The sequence below is a fragment of the Microbacterium sp. FW305-3-2-15-F-LB2 genome, assembly GCF_058787255.1.
The window spans coordinates 88,477-105,925 of record NZ_JBYSZO010000001.1 but is presented as its reverse complement, the minus strand read 5'-3'; the positions used below and the strand labels follow the sequence as shown (position 1 = coordinate 105,925).

The window sequence follows — 17,449 nt, the reverse complement described above, 5'->3', positions numbered from 1 at the left end:
GAGTCAGCGCATCGGGAGCAGACGCGTCGGCGCGGGGGACGCCGTGCGGTGGCGCACACGGCCCGGGACCCCGGTGCGGGGGTCGAGCGGAAGCGACACGATCTCGTCGGCGAGCTGCCCGGCCACGAGCAGCATGTCGTTGACCACGACGTGATGCCTCGGCCAGTGCGTTCCGGCCTCGGCCAGCGCGGTGAACTGGAGCGCCTCGCCTGCCCCGCGGACCGCGAGCACGCCGATCGTGTCGCTGCCGCGGACGCCCGCGTACAGCGTCGTGCCGTCGCGGCTCGTGCCGAGCTCGGCCGCGGTGTCGCCCTCGAGCGTGCCGAGCAGCTGCTCGCCGGAGACGATGCGCCAGCGGCCCTCGGCATCCGGGGTCAGCACGAACACCTCGCGGCTGAGTTCTGTCACGACGTACAGGTGACCGGACGGATGCCATACGCCGTGGCGCGGGCCGCTGCCCTTGGGCAGCGCCACCTCCTGCACGAGGCGGAGCCCGGCACCGGTCGAGCGCCAGAAGCGGACGAGGTCGAGACCCATGTCGGTGGTCGCGAGGAGCCCTCGCGGCAGCACGATCGTCTCGTGCGCGCGCGACACCCGAGCGCCTGCGACGGCCTCCTCGGACTCGGCGTCGGTCTCGGGGAGCGCGTCGTAGTCGGGGATCAGGTGACCGTATTCTTCGCCGGCGGTCTCGCGCAGCGCGCGGGCCGCGGCCGCAAGATCGGGGACGGCGGCGCCGGACACCGCGGTCGGCGTCTCGACGACGAAGGCGTCATCGGTACCGCCGTACGGGTCGCTCGCCGCGGCGGCGATCACGGGCGAGGAGGGTCGGCCCGCGGCATCCAGGGAGATGCGGACGACACGACCGTCGCCCCAGCAACTGGCGACGAGGAACGACCCGTCGGGCGCGACCGCCACGTGGCACACGGCCTCTCCGGCGGGGACCGGCGCTCCGAGCGGGGCGAGGCGGGTCTCTCCGGTGCGGCGATAAGCCTGCACCGTGCCGTCCGACTCGTGCGCGGCGTAGAGGACATCGAGCTGCGGGTGCAGCGCGACCCACGACGGCGAGCCGGACGCGGCGACCGCGGTGCCGACCATGCCCAAGGGGCCGGACGCCCAGGCCGAGTCGGCGTCGCCGGCCTGCAGGATGCCGATCCCTTCAGCCGCCCCCGCGTCGGGGGTGTACGCGCCGACCCAGAACCGCACGTCAGTCGATGAGGTCGTGACGGACGATGACCTGGTCGCGCGCGGGACCCACGCCGATGACCGAGATCCGCGTCCCACTCATCTCTTCGAGCGCCAGTACGTACTCCTGCGCCGTCTGCGGCAGCTCGTCGAACGTGCGCGCGGTCGAGATGTCTTCGCTCCAGCCGGGCAGGTATTCGAGGATCGGCTTGGCGTGGTGGAAGTCGGTCTGGTTGACCGGCAGGTCGTCGTACCGCTCGCCGTCCACGTCGTACGCGACGCACACCGGGATCTGCTCGAGTCCGCCGAGGATGTCGAGCTTGGTGAGCACGAGGTCGGTGATGCCGTTGATACGCGTGGCGTAGCGCGTGATCGGGGCGTCGTACCAGCCGACGCGGCGCGGACGGCCCGTGGTGGTGCCGAACTCGAACCCGCGCGAACGCAGATAATCGCCGCTCTCGTCGAACAGCTCGGTCGGGAACGGGCCGGAGCCGACGCGCGTCGTGTAGGCCTTCACGATGCCGACGATCCGGTCGAGGCGGTTCGGCCCGACACCGGAGCCGGTGGACGCCCCGCCCGCGGTCGCGGACGACGAGGTCACGAACGGGTAGGTGCCGTGGTCGACGTCGAGCATCGTGGCCTGACCGCCCTCGAAGACGACGACGTCACCGGCATCCAGGGCGTCGTTCAGCAGCAGCGAGGTGTCGGCGACCATCGGGCGCACGCGCTCGGCGTACGCGAGCAGGTCTTCGACGATCTCGTCGACCGTGATCGACCGCCGGTTGAAGACCTTCACGAGCAGGTGGTTCTTCTGGTCGAGGGCGCCTTCCACCTTCTGCCGCAGGATGTTCTCGTCGAACAGGTCTTGCACGCGGATGCCGACCCGGTTGATCTTGTCGGCGTAGGCCGGGCCGATGCCGCGACCGGTCGTGCCGATCATGCGCTTGCCGAGGAAGCGCTCGGTCACCTTGTCGAGCGTGCGGTGGTACTGCGTGATGATGTGCGCGTTCGCGCTGATCTTCAGGCGGCTGGTGTCGAGACCGCGCGCGTTCAGAGCCTCGAGCTCGTTGAAGAGCACCTCGAGGTCGATGACCACGCCGTTTCCGATGACCGGGTTGACGCCGGGCGACAGGATGCCGCTGGGCAGCAGGTGCAGCGCGTACTTCTCGTCGCCGATGACGACGGTGTGCCCGGCGTTGTTGCCGCCGTTGAACTTCACCACCCAGTCGGTGCGCTCACCGAGCAAGTCGGTGGCCTTGCCCTTGCCCTCGTCGCCCCACTGGACGCCGACGATCACGATTCCGGGCATGTGCGCTCCTCGCGTGTTATCCGGCGGTACACCCCATCCTATCGACCGCCCCGACAGCACCCCCTCGGGGTTGTCCACAACCCCACCCGGCGCTCCTGCCGCGTCACTACCCTGGGCGCATGATCCGCTCTCGCAGCTGGGCGACCGGCTGGACCGCCCTCCGCCTCGCAATGGCCGCGCTCATCGCCGCCGCCATCATCGCCCAGTTCGTCTCCACCGTCGCGGGTGCCGCCGCCGCCCACCGCGACGTGCCGACGACCATCGCGAACTTCTTCAGCTTCTTCACCATCCTGTCGAACACCGCGAGCGTGGTCGTGCTCGCCTGGGCGGGTATCCGGTTCCTCTCGCGCGGACGCCGGCTCGAACCCGACCCGCTTGCGTTGGCCGCCGCGTTGGCCTGGGTGTCGACGTACATGGTGATCACCGGCGTCGTGTACAACCTGCTCCTCCGCGGTCTTCCGCTCCAGCCCGAGACCGTGGCCTGGTCGAACGAGGTCATGCACGTGTGGGGACCGCTGTTCCTGCTGCTCGACCTGTTCCTCGGGCCCTGCCGCCGGCGTCTGCCGTGGAAGGCGGCGCTGGGGGCCGCGATCTTCCCGATCGCGTGGATCGTCTACACGCTGGTGCGGGCGAACCTCGTGACCAACCCGACCACCGGGCAGCCCTACTGGTACCCGTACCCGTTCCTCAACCCGTACGAGAGCAGCTGGGGCAGTGTCATCGGGTACATGATCGGCATCGCCGTGACGATCATCGTCGTCGCGTTCGGCGCCGTGGCGCTCGGGCGGGCACGGGGGTCGCGCGAGGCCTGAGGCGTGCCGCGGCCTAGGCCTGCGGCTCGCCTGACCGGTTCCGGTGTTTCGGGGCGTGGCATCCGTCCCGAATAGAATCGAGGGCATGTCCAAGGTCCTGCAGTCCCTTCCCGTCGGCGAGCGCGTCGGCATCGCCTTCTCGGGGGGTCTCGACACCTCGGTCGCCGTCGCGTGGATGCGCGACAAGGGCGCCGTTCCCTGCACCTACACGGGCGACCTCGGGCAGTACGACGAAGACGACATCGAATCCATCCCCGGCCGCGCCACGCAGTACGGCGCCGAGATCTCGCGGCTGGTCGACTGCAAGACCGCGCTCGTGGAGGAGGGCTTCGTCGCCCTCGCGTGCGGCGCGTTCCACATCCGCTCGGGCGGACGCACCTACTTCAACACCACGCCGCTCGGCCGCGCCGTCACCGGGACGCTCCTCGTCCGCGCGATGAAGGAGGACGGCGTCGACATCTGGGGCGACGGCTCCACCTACAAGGGCAACGACATCGAGCGGTTCTACCGCTACGGACTGCTCGCCAACCCGGCCCTCCGCATCTACAAGCCGTGGCTCGACGCCGACTTCGTCACCGAGCTCGGCGGCCGCAAAGAGATGAGCGAGTGGCTCGTCGCGCACGACTTCCCCTACCGCGACTCCGCGGAGAAGGCGTACTCGACGGATGCCAACATCTGGGGCGCCACCCACGAGGCCAAGACGCTCGAGCACCTCGACGTGTCGCTCGAGACGGTCGAGCCGATCATGGGCGTGCGCTTCTGGGACCCCGCGGTCGAGATCGAGACCGAGGACGTCACCGTCGCATTCGAGGCCGGCCGCCCCGTCGCCATCAACGGCACCCGGTTCGACGACCCGGTGGCGCTGGTCCGCGAGGCGAACGCGATCGGCGGCCGTCACGGGCTCGGCATGAGCGACCAGATCGAGAACCGCATCATCGAAGCGAAGTCGCGCGGCATCTACGAGGCCCCGGGCATGGCGCTGCTCTTCATCACGTACGAGCGCCTCGTCAACAGCATCCTGAACGAAGACACCCTCGCCACCTACCACGAGCAGGGCCGCCGCCTGGGCCGCCTCATGTACGAGGGCCGGTGGCTCGAGCCGCAGTCCCTCATGCTGCGCGAGTCGATCCAGAAGTGGGTCGGTTCCACGATCACGGGTTCCGTGACGCTGCGGCTGCGCCGCGGCGAGGACTACACGATCCTCGACACCGTGGCATCCGGCATGTCGTACTCGCCCGAGAAGCTCTCGATGGAGCGCGTCGGCGACGCCGCGTTCGGCCCCGTCGACCGCATCGGCCAGCTGACGATGCGGAACCTCGACATCGCCGACTCGCGCGCTCGCCTCGAGCAGTACGCGGCGCTCGGACTCATCGGCGGCCCGACCGGCGAGCTCGTCGGCGACGTCGCCGCCGGCGGCGCCCGCGAGATCATCGAGCCCGCCGCTCCCCTCGACGCCGCCGGCGAGCGCTTGGCCGAGGCGACGGATGCCGCGGGCGAGTCCGCCGCGTTCGAGTCCGGCACCGACTGAACCATTGAGGGAACTTGCACACCGGAGTGCAAGTTAGGGCGTACACTGGTGCGCGTGAGCACCCCCGCACGTCGACGCGACGCCGTCGAGAACCGCGCCGGCATCGTGGATGCCGCCACCGCCGCCATCGGACACGACCCCCACGCCTCGATCGCCGCCATCGCCGCGCGCGCCGGCCTCTCGCGCCGCGCGTTGTACGGCCACTTCGACGACCGCAACGCCATCGTCCGCGAGGTCATCGCCACCGGCGCCGCGCGCTTCAACGCCATCGCCGACACCATCGACGACCCCGACTCGCGGCTGGCTCTCGCGCGCCTCGCGTCCGAGCTGTGGCGCGAAGCCGCCCACGTCCAGGCCGCCGCCGCCCTGGCGCTCGACGACGCCCACGTCCCCGAGACCTCCGAGGCGCTCGCCCCGCTGCGCCGCCGGATCGACACCATCGTCCGGCGCGGCCAGGAGGCCGGCGAACTGCGCACCGACCTCCCCGCCCCGACCCTCTCGCGCCTGCTCGAGGAGACCGGCCGCATGGTCGTCAGCCGCGTGGATGCCGAGTCCCGCGCCGCCCGAGCCATCGCCGTGACGGCCGTCCTCGGCATCGCCGGCCTGTCGTGGACCGAGGCCCGCGAACTCATGGCCCAGCACCCCGATCTGGAGTCTTGATGAAGGTCGTCCTCGACGCGGTCACCAAGGGCAAGGCGCAGGGCGCCCTCCCCGAGACCTCCGCCACCTACGAGACCGGGCGGGCGACTCTCGCCGTCGCCGAGACCGAGCAGCGCCCCACGGTGCTCGGCCTCGTGGCATCCGGTCGAATGAAGATCGACAGCGGATCCGTCACGATCGACGGCCGCGCGGATGCCGGTCGGATCCGCCGCCGCGTCGCGCTCGTCGACGCCCCCGTCGTCTCGGAGCCCGAGGCGAACGTCACCGTGACCGGTGTGGTGGCCGAAGAGCTCATGTTCGCCGGGCACGCGCCGACACCGTTCGCGGCGCAGCGGTGGCTCGAGGGCCTCGGCCTGGAGTCGTTGGCATCCGTTCCGATCGGCAACGTCGACCCACCGCAACGGATCCGGCTGCTGCTCGAGCTCGCGGCACTCCGTAAAGGCGTGGACGGCCTCGTGCTCGTCGCCCCCGACCGCCACGGCGGCGAGCCCGCCGCCTGGTGGCGCATCGCCGAGGAGTTCGCCGAACGCGGGTACGCGGTGCTCGTGATCGCCGGGCACGCTTCGCTCACCGCGATCTCCACCCTCGAAGCCGCGGAACAGCCCGCAGAGGAGGACGCACAGTGAAGATCCCGCAGATGATCACGGCCGAACTCCGCCGCCTCACGTCGACGCGCATGTCGGTGCTCGCCCTGGTCGCGCTCCTCGCCGTGCCGATCCTGTATGGCGGCCTCTACCTCTGGGCCAATCAAGACCCCTACGGCAACCTCTCGCACGTGCCGGTCGCGCTGGTCGTCGACGACCGCGGCGCACAGATCAACGGGGAGCAGCGGAACCTCGGCGACGAAGCCGCCGACCAGCTGCTCGACAGCGACACGTTCGAGTGGCACCGCGTCGACGCCGACCAGGCCTCGACGGGACTCGAGCGTGGCGACTTCGACTTCATCGTGACCCTGACCGCCGACTTCAGCGACGCGGTGGCCTCGCTCTCCACCGACTCTCCGCGTCAGGCCGCGATCGAGCTGCGCACGAACGACGCGAACAACTACCTCGCGTCCACCATCGGCTCGCAGGCCGTGGCGCGCATCCAGGCATCCGTCGCGCAGAAGGTCGTCGACGAAGCCGGGCTCACCCTCCTCGACGCGCTGCACACCATCCGGGTGAGCCTCGTGGATGCCACGACGGGGGCGACGCAGCTCGTGGACGGCCTCGCGACGGCCAAGACGGGCTCCGCGCAGCTCGCCTCGGGCTCGGTGCAGCTCGCCGACGGCACGACCCAGCTCTCGAACGGTGCGTCGCAGTTGCGCGACGGCACCGCGCAACTGCGCGACGGCTCCGCGCGCGTCGCCGACGGCGCGCAGCAGGTCGCGGGCGGGGTCGACCGCATCGATGCCGCCGCCCGCCAGGTCGGCACGATCGCCGGGGATGCCGCGGCCCAGCTGCCGCAAGCGCGCGCCGACATCGCGCAGGCCCTGGCCGATGCCGGCCTGGAGCAACAGAAGATCGACGAGATCCTCGCGCGCCTCGACCCGGTCGGTGAGCGTCTGCAGGCGGCGAACACCCGCGTGCAGGACACCGTGACGCAGATCAACGTGCTCGACGACGGTGCGCGACAGGTGGCCGACGGCAGTGCCACCGTGGCATCCGGGGCGTCCAGCGCGGCCGACGGCGCCGCCGCCCTCGCCGACGGCGCGAGCACCGCGGCCTCCGGCGCCGCGCAGCTGCGCGACGGGGCGAGCCAGCTCGACAGCGGCCTCGGACAGCTCTCGGACGGCGCGACGCGGTTGCGCGATGGACTGGCGTCGGGGGTGGACCAGATCCCCGACTCCGACGACCAGACACGGCAGGCGCAGGCCGACACGATCTCCGACCCCGTGAGCGTCGGATCGACCTCCGTCACGAAGGCGCAGAACTACGGCGCGGGACTCGCACCCTTCTTCGCCGCCCTGGCCGGCTGGATCGGCATCTACGCCCTGTTCCTCATCGTGAAGCCGGTGTCCAAGCGCGCGGTCACGGCACTGCGGTCGCCGTTCCGCGTGACGCTCGCGGGGTGGCTGACCCCGGCGGGCCTCGGCGCGGTCCAGATGGTGGGACTGTTCACGGTGCTCGCCGTCACGCTGCAGTTCTCTTTCGCGAACCCGTGGGCGGCCCTCGGCATCCTGCTGTTCGCCTCGGCGACGTACGCGGCGATCGTGCTCGCGCTGAACGTGTGGCTCGGGTCGGTCGGTCAGTTCCTCGGCCTCGTGCTCATGGTTCTGCAGCTGGTGACGGCCGGCGGGACGTTCCCGTGGCAGACCCTCCCGGGGCCCCTCGCGGCGCTGCACCACGTGCTGCCGATGGGATATGTCGTGGATGCCATGCGCCAGGTGATGTACGGCGGAGACCTGGGACGCGTCGGCCCCGACTTGCTCGTGCTCGGCGCGTGGCTCGTCGGCGGGGTCGTGCTCGCGGCCATCGGCGTGACGCGGATGACCCATCACCGCACGCTCCGTGACCTGCAGCCGAGCCTCATCGGCTGACCCGCGGCGCACCCGTCAAGATCCTGCGCGGGACCCCGGTCGCGCCCTAGGGTCGAGGGAACTCCGTTGACGAGGGGATGCCATGGCCGCCCGCAACACCCGCCTGATGCGCTGCACGCCCGACGACCTCTTCGCGGTGCTCGCCGACGGCTGGCTGTACCCGGTGTGGGTCGTCGGGGCTGCCCGCATGCGCGACGTCGACGCCGAGTGGCCGCAAGAAGGCACCCGCATCCACCACTCGCTCGGCGTATGGCCCGTGATGGTCCACGACACCACCGAGATGATCGAGTGGGGCCCGCCGCGCCGCGTGCGACTGCGCCCCAAGGCGGGCCCGCTCGGTCGGGGCGTCATCCGATTCGACGTCCGACCGCACGGCGACGGGATCGCGGTCACGATCGCGGAGGAGCCGGTGTCCGGGCTCCCGGCGGTGCTTCCCGGCATCCTGTGGCGACCTCTGCTGGCGCTGCGGAACCACGAGTGCCTCACCCGGCTGGCGTTCCTCGCCGAGGGCCGACGCGAGGAACGCGAGCGGGGCGAGCTCGAGGCGCGGCCCGAGACACCCGACCCCGCCGAGGGCGCGGCGTCGCCCCAGGCCGAGAGCGACGCGGCCGAAGCCGACATCTGAACGTCCGGAGAACGTGCGCTCGCGAGTGCTCCGGCGTCGTATAGTTGACAAAACACAACTTCTTTTCGGTCGCGGAGGTACCCGCTTCGGACCGCCCAGCCGTGCACGCCCCTTCGCCCGGCATTCCCTCCCGTTCGACCCTCTCTTTCTCGAGGAACCCGTGACCACTGCTGCCGTGTCGACCCCGACCACCCGAAGCACCCCGGTGATGAACCACCGACAGATCCTGTTCGTCATCTTCGGGCTCATGGCGGGGATGTTCCTGTCCGCGCTCGACCAGACCGTCGTCGGAACCGCGATCCGCACGATCGGTGACGACCTCAACGGCCTCAGCCAGCAGGCGTGGGTGACCACCGCCTACCTGATCGTGTCGACCATCGCGACGCCGATCTACGGCAAGCTCTCCGACATCTTCGGGCGTCGCCCCCTGTTCATCATCGCGATCGCGATCTTCATCGTCGGGTCGATCGCCGCGAGCTTCTCGACCTCGATGATCGAGCTCTCGGCGTTCCGCGCCATCCAGGGCCTCGGCGCCGGTGGCCTGATGTCGATGCCGCTCGCCATCATGGGCGACATCCTCGCGCCCCGCGAGCGCGCCAAGTACCAGGGCTACTTCCTCGCGGTCTTCGGCATCTCGTCGGTCGTCGGCCCGCTCGTCGGCGGCCTGTTCGCCGGCGCGCCCGAGATCCTCTTCCTCGCCGGCTGGCGTTGGGTGTTCCTCATCAACGTCCCGATCGGCCTCGTCGCCCTCGCGATCGTGTTGCGGTTCCTCCACATTCCGCGCCACCCGCACGGCTCCGTCCGCATCGACTGGTTCGGCGCGACGACGGTCATCATCGCCCTCGTGCCGCTCCTTCTCGTCGCCGAGCAGGGCCGTGAGTGGGGCTGGACCTCGCCGATCTCGATCGCCTGCTACATCATCGGCGCCCTCGGCATCCTGGCCTTCATCCTCATCGAGCGCAGCATGAAGGACGACGCGCTCATCCCGCTGAAGCTCTTCCGCTCCTCGACGTTCTCGATGGCGACGATCATCGGCGTCTTCGTCGGTTTCGCGATGTTCGGTGCCATGCTGACGCTCCCGCTGTACCTGCAGCTCGTGCTCGGCTCCAGCCCGACCGAGAGCGGATTCCAGCTGCTGCCCATGATCCTGGGCCTCATGATCTCGTCGATCGTGAGCGGCCAGATCATCTCGCGCACCGGGCACTACCGCATCTTCCCGACCATCGGCACGGCCTTCATGGCGCTCGGCTTCTTCACGCTGACCTTCATCCGGTACGACACGTCGTACTGGATCATCGCCGGCGCGATGCTCCTGATCGGCCTCGGTCTCGGTCAGCTCATGCAGACGCTCACGATCGCCTCGCAGAACTCCGTCGGTCCGCGCGACATCGGCGTGGCCACCTCGGGCTCCACGTTCTTCCGCCAGATCGGTGGAACGCTCGGCACCGCCGTCCTGCTGTCGCTGCTGTTCACGCTCGTCCCGCTGAACCTGCAGACGAACTTCCGCGACCAGGCCACGCTCACCGATGCGCTGGACGCCGCCCTCGACCCGACCGTCGCCAGCGCCCCGGCCAACGCGGGCATCATGTCCAAGGTCTACGACCCGTTCGTCGAGCAGCTCACCGACGGTGCTCTGAGCGGCGCACAGCAGGGCATCGAGCAGGCCAAGACCGCCGCGGCGGACGCGGTTGCGCAGCAGGTCGCGGCCGGCGCGATCCCCGCCGCCGCGCAGACGCAGGCCACCGCCGCCGCCCAGGAGCAGGCGATCCAGCAGGCGACCGCCGCGATCCAGCAGCAGCTGCCCGTCGCGAAGGTCGCCACCGACGGCACCGTGACGCTGGACTTCTCGGATGCCACGGCCCGCCAGTCCTTCGTCGACCAGGCGGTTCCGCAGATCATCGACGGCATGTCGGGATCCTCGGACTCGTCGTTCGACAACAGCACGATGGACGACACGTCGTTCCTCAACGGCGCCGACCCGCGCCTGACGAAGCCGCTGCTCGTGTCGTTCAACCAGTCGACGGTCAGCGTGTACTGGGTCGCGATGGGCGTGGCCCTCATCGCCTTCGTCCTGACGCTGTTCTTCCGCACCCCGCCGCTCCGCGCCAAGTCGGCGCTGCAGGAGTCGGCCGACGCCGAGCGCAAGGCGGAGGCCATGGCGGCCCTGGGCTGAGGCATCCGGCCGGGGCGCGGCGGCCCGGTGTCGCCGCGCCCCAGCGCTGAGGCATCCAGCCCGGGTGATGTTCGCCCATAAACGCTTCCTGCACTGAAGCACGCGGTCTGCGCGCGTTTCTCAGTGCAGGAAGCGTTTATCGCAGGGGCCGCCGGGATCGGCGGCCCGAGCGTCAGCTCTCGGGACGGGACGGCGTCGCGATCGAGCCGCCCTCCTCGGTGCGGTGCTGCAGGTCGTCGACGTACAGGCCCGCCTCGTCCATCGTGCGGTTGCGGTACGCGGCGCGCCCGACCATGTGCGCGGCGAGCGGTGCGGTAGCGAACTGGATGAGGATGATCGGGATGCCGAAGGCCAACGCCTCCCACGTGCGCGCCGACAGCACGACGGCGATGACGATGAGAAGCACGCCCAGCACCTGCGGCTTCGTCGCGGCGTGCAGGCGAGAGGGGACGTCGGGCCAACGAACCAAGCCGATGGTCGCCGTGAGACACAGCACCGCACCGATCAGCACCAGGACCAGCGCGACGATGTCGAGGATGGACTCCAGAGTCACCGGGGGTTCTCCTTCCGCGCCACGAATCGCGCCACCGCGATGGAGCCGAACACGCCGACCGCGGCGATGACGAGCATCGCCGGCATCGATCGGGTGTGGTGATTGATGACCATGTCGGCGCCGAGGATGCAGATGACCTCGGTCAGCAGCACGTCGGCGGCCACCGCGCGGTCGAGGATCGACGGCCCGATCACGAGCCGGATCAGTGCCAGCACCGCGGCGACGGCGAAGACGACCAGGATGACGACGATGACAGCGGTCATAGCGGAGTCCGTCCGTCGCGGGGCGTCTCGGCCCCGAGGTGGGCGTGGTCATCGGCATCCGCGATCTGGCGGCGCAGATCGGCCAGCTGCTCGCGTGAGCCGACGGCACGTGTGATGCGGGCCTCCCAGCCCAGCACGACGCGGCGCTGATGTTCGGCATCCTCGTCGCTGCGGATGCCGATGGTGTGGAGGAACAGCGTGCGTCCTTCGCGGTCGACGTCGACGATGAGCGAGCCGGGGATGAGGGATGCCGTGACCGCGGTGTGCGCCATGATCACGTCGTCGTCCACGCGGAGCGGGACCGCGATGATGGCCGCTCCGGGAGCCCGACGGAAGTCGAGCACCTGCCACGCGACGACGAGCGAACCCCGCACCACCGCCGCGAAGAACGTCACGACGAACACGAGGCCGTACCAGAGGTTCAGCCGCCCGGACAGGTCGACCGGGGAGAGGCGGAACACCCGGGTGACGAAGACGGCGGCGGCGAGTCCGGTGATGAAGGCGAGCCACGTGAACTGCCCCCACAGCAGCATCCACAGCGCCACGAGGACGATGAAGAAGGGCAGCTGGTGCAGGAAGAAGCCGACCTGAGAACGACGGGTGGGACTCACTCTTCGGCCCCCTCGTCTTGGAGCTGCACGAGGGTGATGCCCTCGGTGATCCGCTCGCCCGCGCGCAAGCAGACGTCGAGCAGGGGGCCGGCGAAGACCGTCAGGGAGACCGTCACCGCCACCATCCCGGCGGTCGCGGCGATCATGATGCGCGGAATCGTCCGCCGCTCGGTGGAGATCGCGGCAGCCGGGGCGTTGCCGAGGTAGGCGATGCGCTCGAGGGTCTCGGTCGAGTCGTTCTGTTCCCGCCAGAACGACAGGTTCCACGCGCGCATGAGGGCGTAGAGCGTCAGGATCGACGTCACGATGCCGCCGACGATCAGCACCATCATCACGGGCGTGCCCACCTGAGCCGCCGCGTCGAACAGCGCGTACTTGCCGATGAAGCCCGAGAACGGCGGAAGGCCACCCAGGTTGATCGCCGGGATGAAGTAGAGCACCGCCAGCACCGGCGCCGCTCGCATGAGCCCTTTGACCTTCAGGATCGACGTACTCCCCGCGCGCCGCTCGATGAGGCCCACCGCGAGGAAGAGGGTGGTCTGCACGATGATGTGGTGGACGATGTAGTAGATCGTCGCCCCCACGGCGAGCGGGGTGTTGATCGCGAGCCCGAAGACCATGTACCCGACGTGGCTGACGAGCGTGAACGACAGGATGCGCTTGAGCTCAGCTTGTGCGACCGCGCCGAGGATCCCGACGATCATCGTCGCCAAGGCGACCATCATGAGCAGGAAGTTCAGATCGTTGTCGACGAACAATTGCGTCTCAGTGCGGATGATCGCATAGACGCCGACCTTGGTCAGGAGCCCCGCGAACACCGCCGTAACCGGGGCCGGGGCCGTGGGGTACGAGTCGGGCAGCCAGAACGACAGCGGGAACACCGCCGCCTTGATCGCGAACGCCAGCAGCAGCAACAGGTGGAGGATCGTCTGCGTGTCCTGCGGGAGCAGGGCCATCCGCTCGCTGATCTGCACCATGTTGACGGTGCCGAGGGCGCCGTAGACCATCGCGATCGCCGCGAGGAACAGGATCGACGAGACCAGCGACACGACGATGTAGACGACGCCGGTGCGAATGCGGGACTCGGTGCTGCCCAGCGTGATGAGGACGTAAGAGGCGACGAGCAGGATTTCGAAGCCCACGTAGAGGTTGAACAGGTCTCCCGCGATGAACGCGTTGAAGATGCCCGCGCCCAGGATCAGATAGGCCGGGTAGAAGATCGAGACCGGTGTGTCCTGGTCGTTGTCGGCCGCGCCCTGGCCGATCGAGAACAGCAGGACGGCCAAGAGCACCACGCTCGTGACCATCACCAGCAGCGCGGCGAGCACGTCGACGTACAGCACAATGCCGAGGGGGATGTCCCACCCCGCGATCGCGACGGCCATCGGCCCGGTGGTGTCGACGACCACGAGCAGGACGGCGGCGAGCACCGTGACGGTCGTCAGCGACACGACCGACACCACGACCTGCGTCTTCCTGCGGCGTCCGAAGACGAGGTTGATCGCGGCCCCGAAGAGCGGGATGCCGACGAGCAGGGGAACCAGGGCGCTCACGAGCGATCACCGTCTTCCGGGTCGCGGGTGTCGCCGGAGGGCGTCGTGGAGCTCTCGGAGCCGTCCGCGTCGTCGGATCCCTCGGGGTGCCGCGTGTCTCCCTGAGGACGGTTCCGCCGCACGGCCACCCGATCGACCGGGGCGTCGTCGATGAGCTGCGAGAGGTCGCCCGCGTGCAGAACCCGGATCGGCGACACCGCGTCGCCGACGAAGTCGGTGGTGACGTCGGTGTCGTCCGAGCGGGACTCCTCATCCATGGCATCCTCGGGCTCTGCCGCGGTACGCGAGCGGATCGCGAGGTCTTCAGCGTCGTCGACGACCGTGTCGGCCTGACCCAGCTGCCACGAGCGGTAGATGAGGGCCAGCAGGAATGCCGAGATGCCGAACGTGATCACGATCGCCGTGAGCGCGAGGGCTTGCGGCAGCGCGTCGGACATGTCCGCGGCCTCCGTCTCACCCCCGTCGTAGAACGGGGCGATCCGCGGCTGACCCATGACGATGAGGAGCAGCAGGTTGGCCGCGTTGCCCAGCAGCAGGAACCCGATCAGGACGCGCGTGAGGCTGCGCTCGAGCATGGCGTAGACGCCGCAGGCGAAGAGCACCGCCATCACGACGATGAGGACGAACGAGACGCTCACGGGACCGTCACCGCCTCGGTGTCGACGGCATCCTTCGACTGCCGGTCGACCTCGGCGCCGAGGCTGCGGAGGACGTCGAGCACGAGACCGATCACGACGAGGTAGACGCCGACGTCGAAGATCGTGCTGGTGACGAACTCCCAGTGGCCGATGAGCGGCAGCTCGCCCTCGAACGTGAAGCTCTGCAGTGGCGCGAAGCCGAAGAACAGCGGCACGATCGCGCACAGCACGGCGATCGACATGCCCGCGCCGAGCAGGCGACCGGCGTCGGTGGGGGCGGCGGCACCGAGCTCCCAACGTCCGCCCGCGATGTAACGCATCACGAGACCCATGCCCGCGACGAGACCGCCGGCGAAACCCCCGCCGGGCAGGTTGTGCCCCGCAAAGAGCAGGTAGAGCGAGATGATCATGATCGCGTGGAAGAGCACCCGGATGATGATCTCCATCAGGATCGACCGGTTCTCGGGCTGCACCTTCGATCCGGAGATGAGCCATGCCCGCGGCGCATCGGCTTCGCCCGCCCGCTGCGCGCGGACACCGCTGTCGGTCTCGATGAGCGGACGTCGGCGACCGATGCCGACGCGGCTGCGCCCGGTTCCTGAGCGGCGGCGTGACAGGTTGTCGCTGCGGTCGGTGATGAAGACGAGGGATGCCACGCCCGTGGCCGCGAGGATGAGCACCGACAGCTCGCCCATGGTGTCCCAGCCGCGGAGGTCGACGAGCGCGACGTTGACGACGTTGCGGCCGTGGCCGATCTCGTACGCCAGCGGCGGCCACTCGAGGGAGATGGGCTGATCCTGCCGCGCGCCGGTGGCGACGACGGCGACGAGCGCCATCGTGAGCCCGACGCCGACGCCGAGCGCCGCACGCGCGAGCGGCGCGACGGAGGCGTTGTGCTCGCCCATGCGGGCGGGGAGGCGCCGCAGGACCAGCGCGAACACCACGAGGGTGATCGTCTCGATCAGCACCTGCGTGAGCGCCAGGTCGGGCGCGCCGCTCGTGGCGAAGAGCACGACCATGCCGAGCCCCGTGACCGACACGAGCGCGACGCCGGTGAACCGTTTGGGTGCCCGCACAGCGAGGATTCCGGCGGCGATCATCACCGGGGCGGCGATGAGCTGGGCGGGCGACTGCCACGCGTCGAGCTGCGCGCGCCATTCGTCCGAAGCGAGGAGCGCCGTACCCTCGGCCACGACCAGGACGACGAAGATCGTGCCGACGTAGAAGGGCAGCGATCCGCGCTGGAACCGCGCCGTCGTCCACTCGGACGTCCGGTCGATGGCACGCAGGGCACCGTTGTAGGCATCGTTCGCGGTGAAGGGGAGAACGCGCCCGCGGCGGTGCAGCTGCGTGCGGCGCACCAGCCAGAAGACGCCGGCGCCGAGGGCGAGGGTGCCGAGCGAAAGGAACAGCGCCGGCTCGAGACCGTGCCACAGCGCGAGGTGGTACACGTGCTCGGGGGCGGGAACGCCCGCCGTGGCCTCGGGGACGGTGTCGGCGTACGGCGCGAGCCAGCCATCGACGAGGGGCGCGAGGAATCCGAGCGTCAGTGTGGCCGCGGAAAGCAGCACGGGCGAGGCGAGGAATCCGATCGGCGGGTCGGGCCACTCCGTGCGTTCGACGGAGCGCTTGGTCCAGAACGCACCCCAGAGGAACCGGATGCCGTAGGCCGCCGTCAACGCCGAACCCGCGACCACGCCGATCAGCGCGACGATGCCCCACGCCGCGCCCGCGGTGGCTTCGTGCCACAGCGCCGTCAGCGCGGTCTCCTTCGCCACGAAGCCCAGGGTCGGGATGACCCCGGCCATGGAGAAGATCGCGATGAACGACGCCGTCGCCATGACCGGCGCCTGGCGGCCGAGGCCCGAGAGCTCGCCGATGTCACGCGTGGACAGCTGGCGGTCGATGACGCCGACGACGAGGAACAGGCACGACTTGAACAGCGCATGGCTCAGGACGAGCGCGATGCCCGCGAGGGCGGCATCCCGTGTTCCGTATCCGAGCATGACGGTGAGGAAGCCGAGCTGGCTCACCGTGCCGAAGGCGAGGATGCGCTTGAGGTCGCGTTCGCGCAGCGCCTGGAACCCGCCCAGCAGCATCGTGAAGACACCCAGCGCGATGAGCGTGGGGCGCCAGAACGGTGTCTCGGCGAACCCGGGGGCGAGCCGCGCGATGAGGTAGATGCCCGCCTTCACCATCGCCGCGGCGTGCAAGTAGGCGCTGACCGGGGTCGGAGCCGCCATGGCGCCGGGGAGCCAGAAGTGGAACGGGAAGATCGCGGACTTGCTCAGCGCCCCGACGAGCAGCAGGAGCACGGCGATGTCGGTCACCGTCCCGACGGGCGGGTCGGCGAGGATCGCGGACAGGCTCGTGGTGCCGGCCTGCACGACCATCAGCACGACGCCGATCAGCATGACCAGTCCGCCGAGCGTGGTCACCAGGAGCGCCTGCAACGCGGCGCGTCGGCTGGCGGCGCGACCGTGGTAGTACCCGATGAGCAGGTACGACAGGACGCTCGTGACCTCCCACAGCATGATCAGCACGACGATGTCGTCAGTGAGGACGAGGCCGTACATCGCTCCCGCGAACGCGAGCAGCACGGCGGAGAACTGCCCGACGCCCGTCGTCTTGTCGCGGAAGTACCAACGGCAGTAGAGCATGACGAGTGCTCCGACGCCCGTGACGACGAGGGTCAGCAGCCATCCGAGGACGTCCATGCGCATCGAAAGCGTCACACCGAGACCGGGGATCCAGCTGTATTCCTCGAACGGAATGGCGCCCGCGAGAACGGAGGGCGCGAGCACGATCGCATGCGCGAAGGCGAGAGCCGGCAGGACGGCCGCGACATAGAAGGCGCGGGCGCCGATCTTCGCGACCAGGAACGGCAGGAGGATGGGGACGAGGGCGAAGGCGCCGAGGAATGCCAGCACGAGTGGGCCTCCTCGGGGTCGACGGGCGGGTGCCCGGGCTCTCGGGGTGTCGGATCTATTCTACCCGGAGCATTCGTCTCACCGCCCCGGCGGG

General features: G+C 69.8%; 15 protein-coding genes. 7 read left to right on the top strand and 8 right to left on the bottom strand.

What is annotated here, in order from left to right; genetic code table 11:
- Positions 1-3 precede the first annotated feature (3 nt).
- The gene (locus AC3WLZ_RS00535) at positions 4-1,203 is read right to left on the bottom strand and encodes a lactonase family protein (RefSeq protein WP_492468615.1); all 1,200 of its coding nucleotides are present in this window, start codon (positions 1,201-1,203) and stop codon (positions 4-6) included.
- A 1-nt stretch (position 1,204) separates the two neighbouring features.
- Entirely contained in the window at positions 1,205-2,491 is a 1,287-nt protein-coding gene (locus tag AC3WLZ_RS00530) for an adenylosuccinate synthase (RefSeq protein ID WP_412923161.1), read from the bottom strand.
- 119 nt (positions 2,492-2,610) lie between these two features.
- Here AC3WLZ_RS00530 and AC3WLZ_RS00525 point away from each other — a divergent pair, with 119 nt between their 5' ends.
- The 7 genes from AC3WLZ_RS00525 to AC3WLZ_RS00495 all read left to right on the top strand — a co-directional run bounded on the left by AC3WLZ_RS00525 (position 2,611) and on the right by AC3WLZ_RS00495 (position 10,807).
- Positions 2,611-3,303, top strand: a complete 693-nt coding sequence (locus tag AC3WLZ_RS00525) for a Pr6Pr family membrane protein (RefSeq protein WP_412923160.1) — start codon at positions 2,611-2,613, stop codon at positions 3,301-3,303.
- Between the two features lie 85 nt (positions 3,304-3,388).
- Positions 3,389-4,831 (top strand): argininosuccinate synthase, encoded by a 1,443-nt coding sequence (gene argG, locus AC3WLZ_RS00520; RefSeq protein ID WP_412923159.1) that lies wholly within the window; start codon positions 3,389-3,391, stop codon positions 4,829-4,831.
- A gap of 54 nt (positions 4,832-4,885) precedes the next feature.
- The gene (locus tag AC3WLZ_RS00515; RefSeq protein ID WP_492468614.1) at positions 4,886-5,491 is read left to right on the top strand and encodes a TetR family transcriptional regulator; all 606 of its coding nucleotides are present in this window, start codon (positions 4,886-4,888) and stop codon (positions 5,489-5,491) included.
- On the top strand, positions 5,491-6,117 hold the full coding sequence (locus AC3WLZ_RS00510) for a hypothetical protein (RefSeq protein ID WP_492468613.1): 627 nt from the start codon (positions 5,491-5,493) through the stop codon (positions 6,115-6,117). The genes AC3WLZ_RS00515 and AC3WLZ_RS00510 overlap by 1 nt, the downstream gene beginning before the upstream one ends.
- Positions 6,114-8,009 carry a YhgE/Pip family protein gene (locus AC3WLZ_RS00505; protein ID WP_492468612.1) on the top strand — a complete coding sequence of 632 codons (1,896 nt, stop codon included), beginning with the start codon at positions 6,114-6,116 and terminating at the stop codon, positions 8,007-8,009. Before AC3WLZ_RS00510 ends, AC3WLZ_RS00505 begins: the two co-directional genes overlap by 4 nt.
- 82 nt (positions 8,010-8,091) lie before the next feature.
- A complete protein-coding gene (locus tag AC3WLZ_RS00500) occupies positions 8,092-8,634 on the top strand; it encodes an SRPBCC family protein (RefSeq protein ID WP_492468611.1) in 543 nt (180 codons plus the stop codon).
- 208 nt (positions 8,635-8,842) lie between these two features.
- Positions 8,843-10,807: an MDR family MFS transporter gene (locus AC3WLZ_RS00495; protein ID WP_492470928.1), complete on the top strand. Its 1,965-nt coding sequence runs from the start codon at positions 8,843-8,845 to the stop codon at positions 10,805-10,807.
- Positions 10,808-10,979: 172 nt separating this feature from the next.
- On the opposite strand, the gene mnhG is transcribed toward AC3WLZ_RS00495, so the two are convergent.
- The 6 genes from mnhG to AC3WLZ_RS00465 are packed head-to-tail and all read right to left on the bottom strand — an operon-like array spanning position 10,980 to position 17,355.
- Complete coding sequence (gene mnhG, locus AC3WLZ_RS00490; protein WP_412926084.1) at positions 10,980-11,354, bottom strand: monovalent cation/H(+) antiporter subunit G; 375 nt, start codon at positions 11,352-11,354, stop codon at positions 10,980-10,982.
- Positions 11,355-11,356: 2 nt separating this feature from the next.
- On the bottom strand, positions 11,357-11,623 hold the full coding sequence (locus AC3WLZ_RS00485; RefSeq protein WP_412923153.1) for an MrpF/PhaF family protein: 267 nt from the start codon (positions 11,621-11,623) through the stop codon (positions 11,357-11,359).
- Positions 11,620-12,234 carry a Na+/H+ antiporter subunit E gene (locus tag AC3WLZ_RS00480; RefSeq protein ID WP_492468610.1) on the bottom strand — a complete coding sequence of 205 codons (615 nt, stop codon included), beginning with the start codon at positions 12,232-12,234 and terminating at the stop codon, positions 11,620-11,622. The genes AC3WLZ_RS00485 and AC3WLZ_RS00480 overlap by 4 nt, the downstream gene beginning before the upstream one ends.
- A complete protein-coding gene (locus AC3WLZ_RS00475; RefSeq protein ID WP_492468609.1) occupies positions 12,231-13,787 on the bottom strand; it encodes a Na+/H+ antiporter subunit D in 1,557 nt (518 codons plus the stop codon). Before AC3WLZ_RS00475 ends, AC3WLZ_RS00480 begins: the two co-directional genes overlap by 4 nt.
- On the bottom strand, positions 13,784-14,425 hold the full coding sequence (locus AC3WLZ_RS00470; protein ID WP_492468608.1) for a Na(+)/H(+) antiporter subunit C: 642 nt from the start codon (positions 14,423-14,425) through the stop codon (positions 13,784-13,786). Before AC3WLZ_RS00470 ends, AC3WLZ_RS00475 begins: the two co-directional genes overlap by 4 nt.
- Complete coding sequence (locus AC3WLZ_RS00465; RefSeq protein WP_412923149.1) at positions 14,422-17,355, bottom strand: Na+/H+ antiporter subunit A; 2,934 nt, start codon at positions 17,353-17,355, stop codon at positions 14,422-14,424. Before AC3WLZ_RS00465 ends, AC3WLZ_RS00470 begins: the two co-directional genes overlap by 4 nt.
- Between the last annotated feature and the right edge of the window lie 94 nt (positions 17,356-17,449).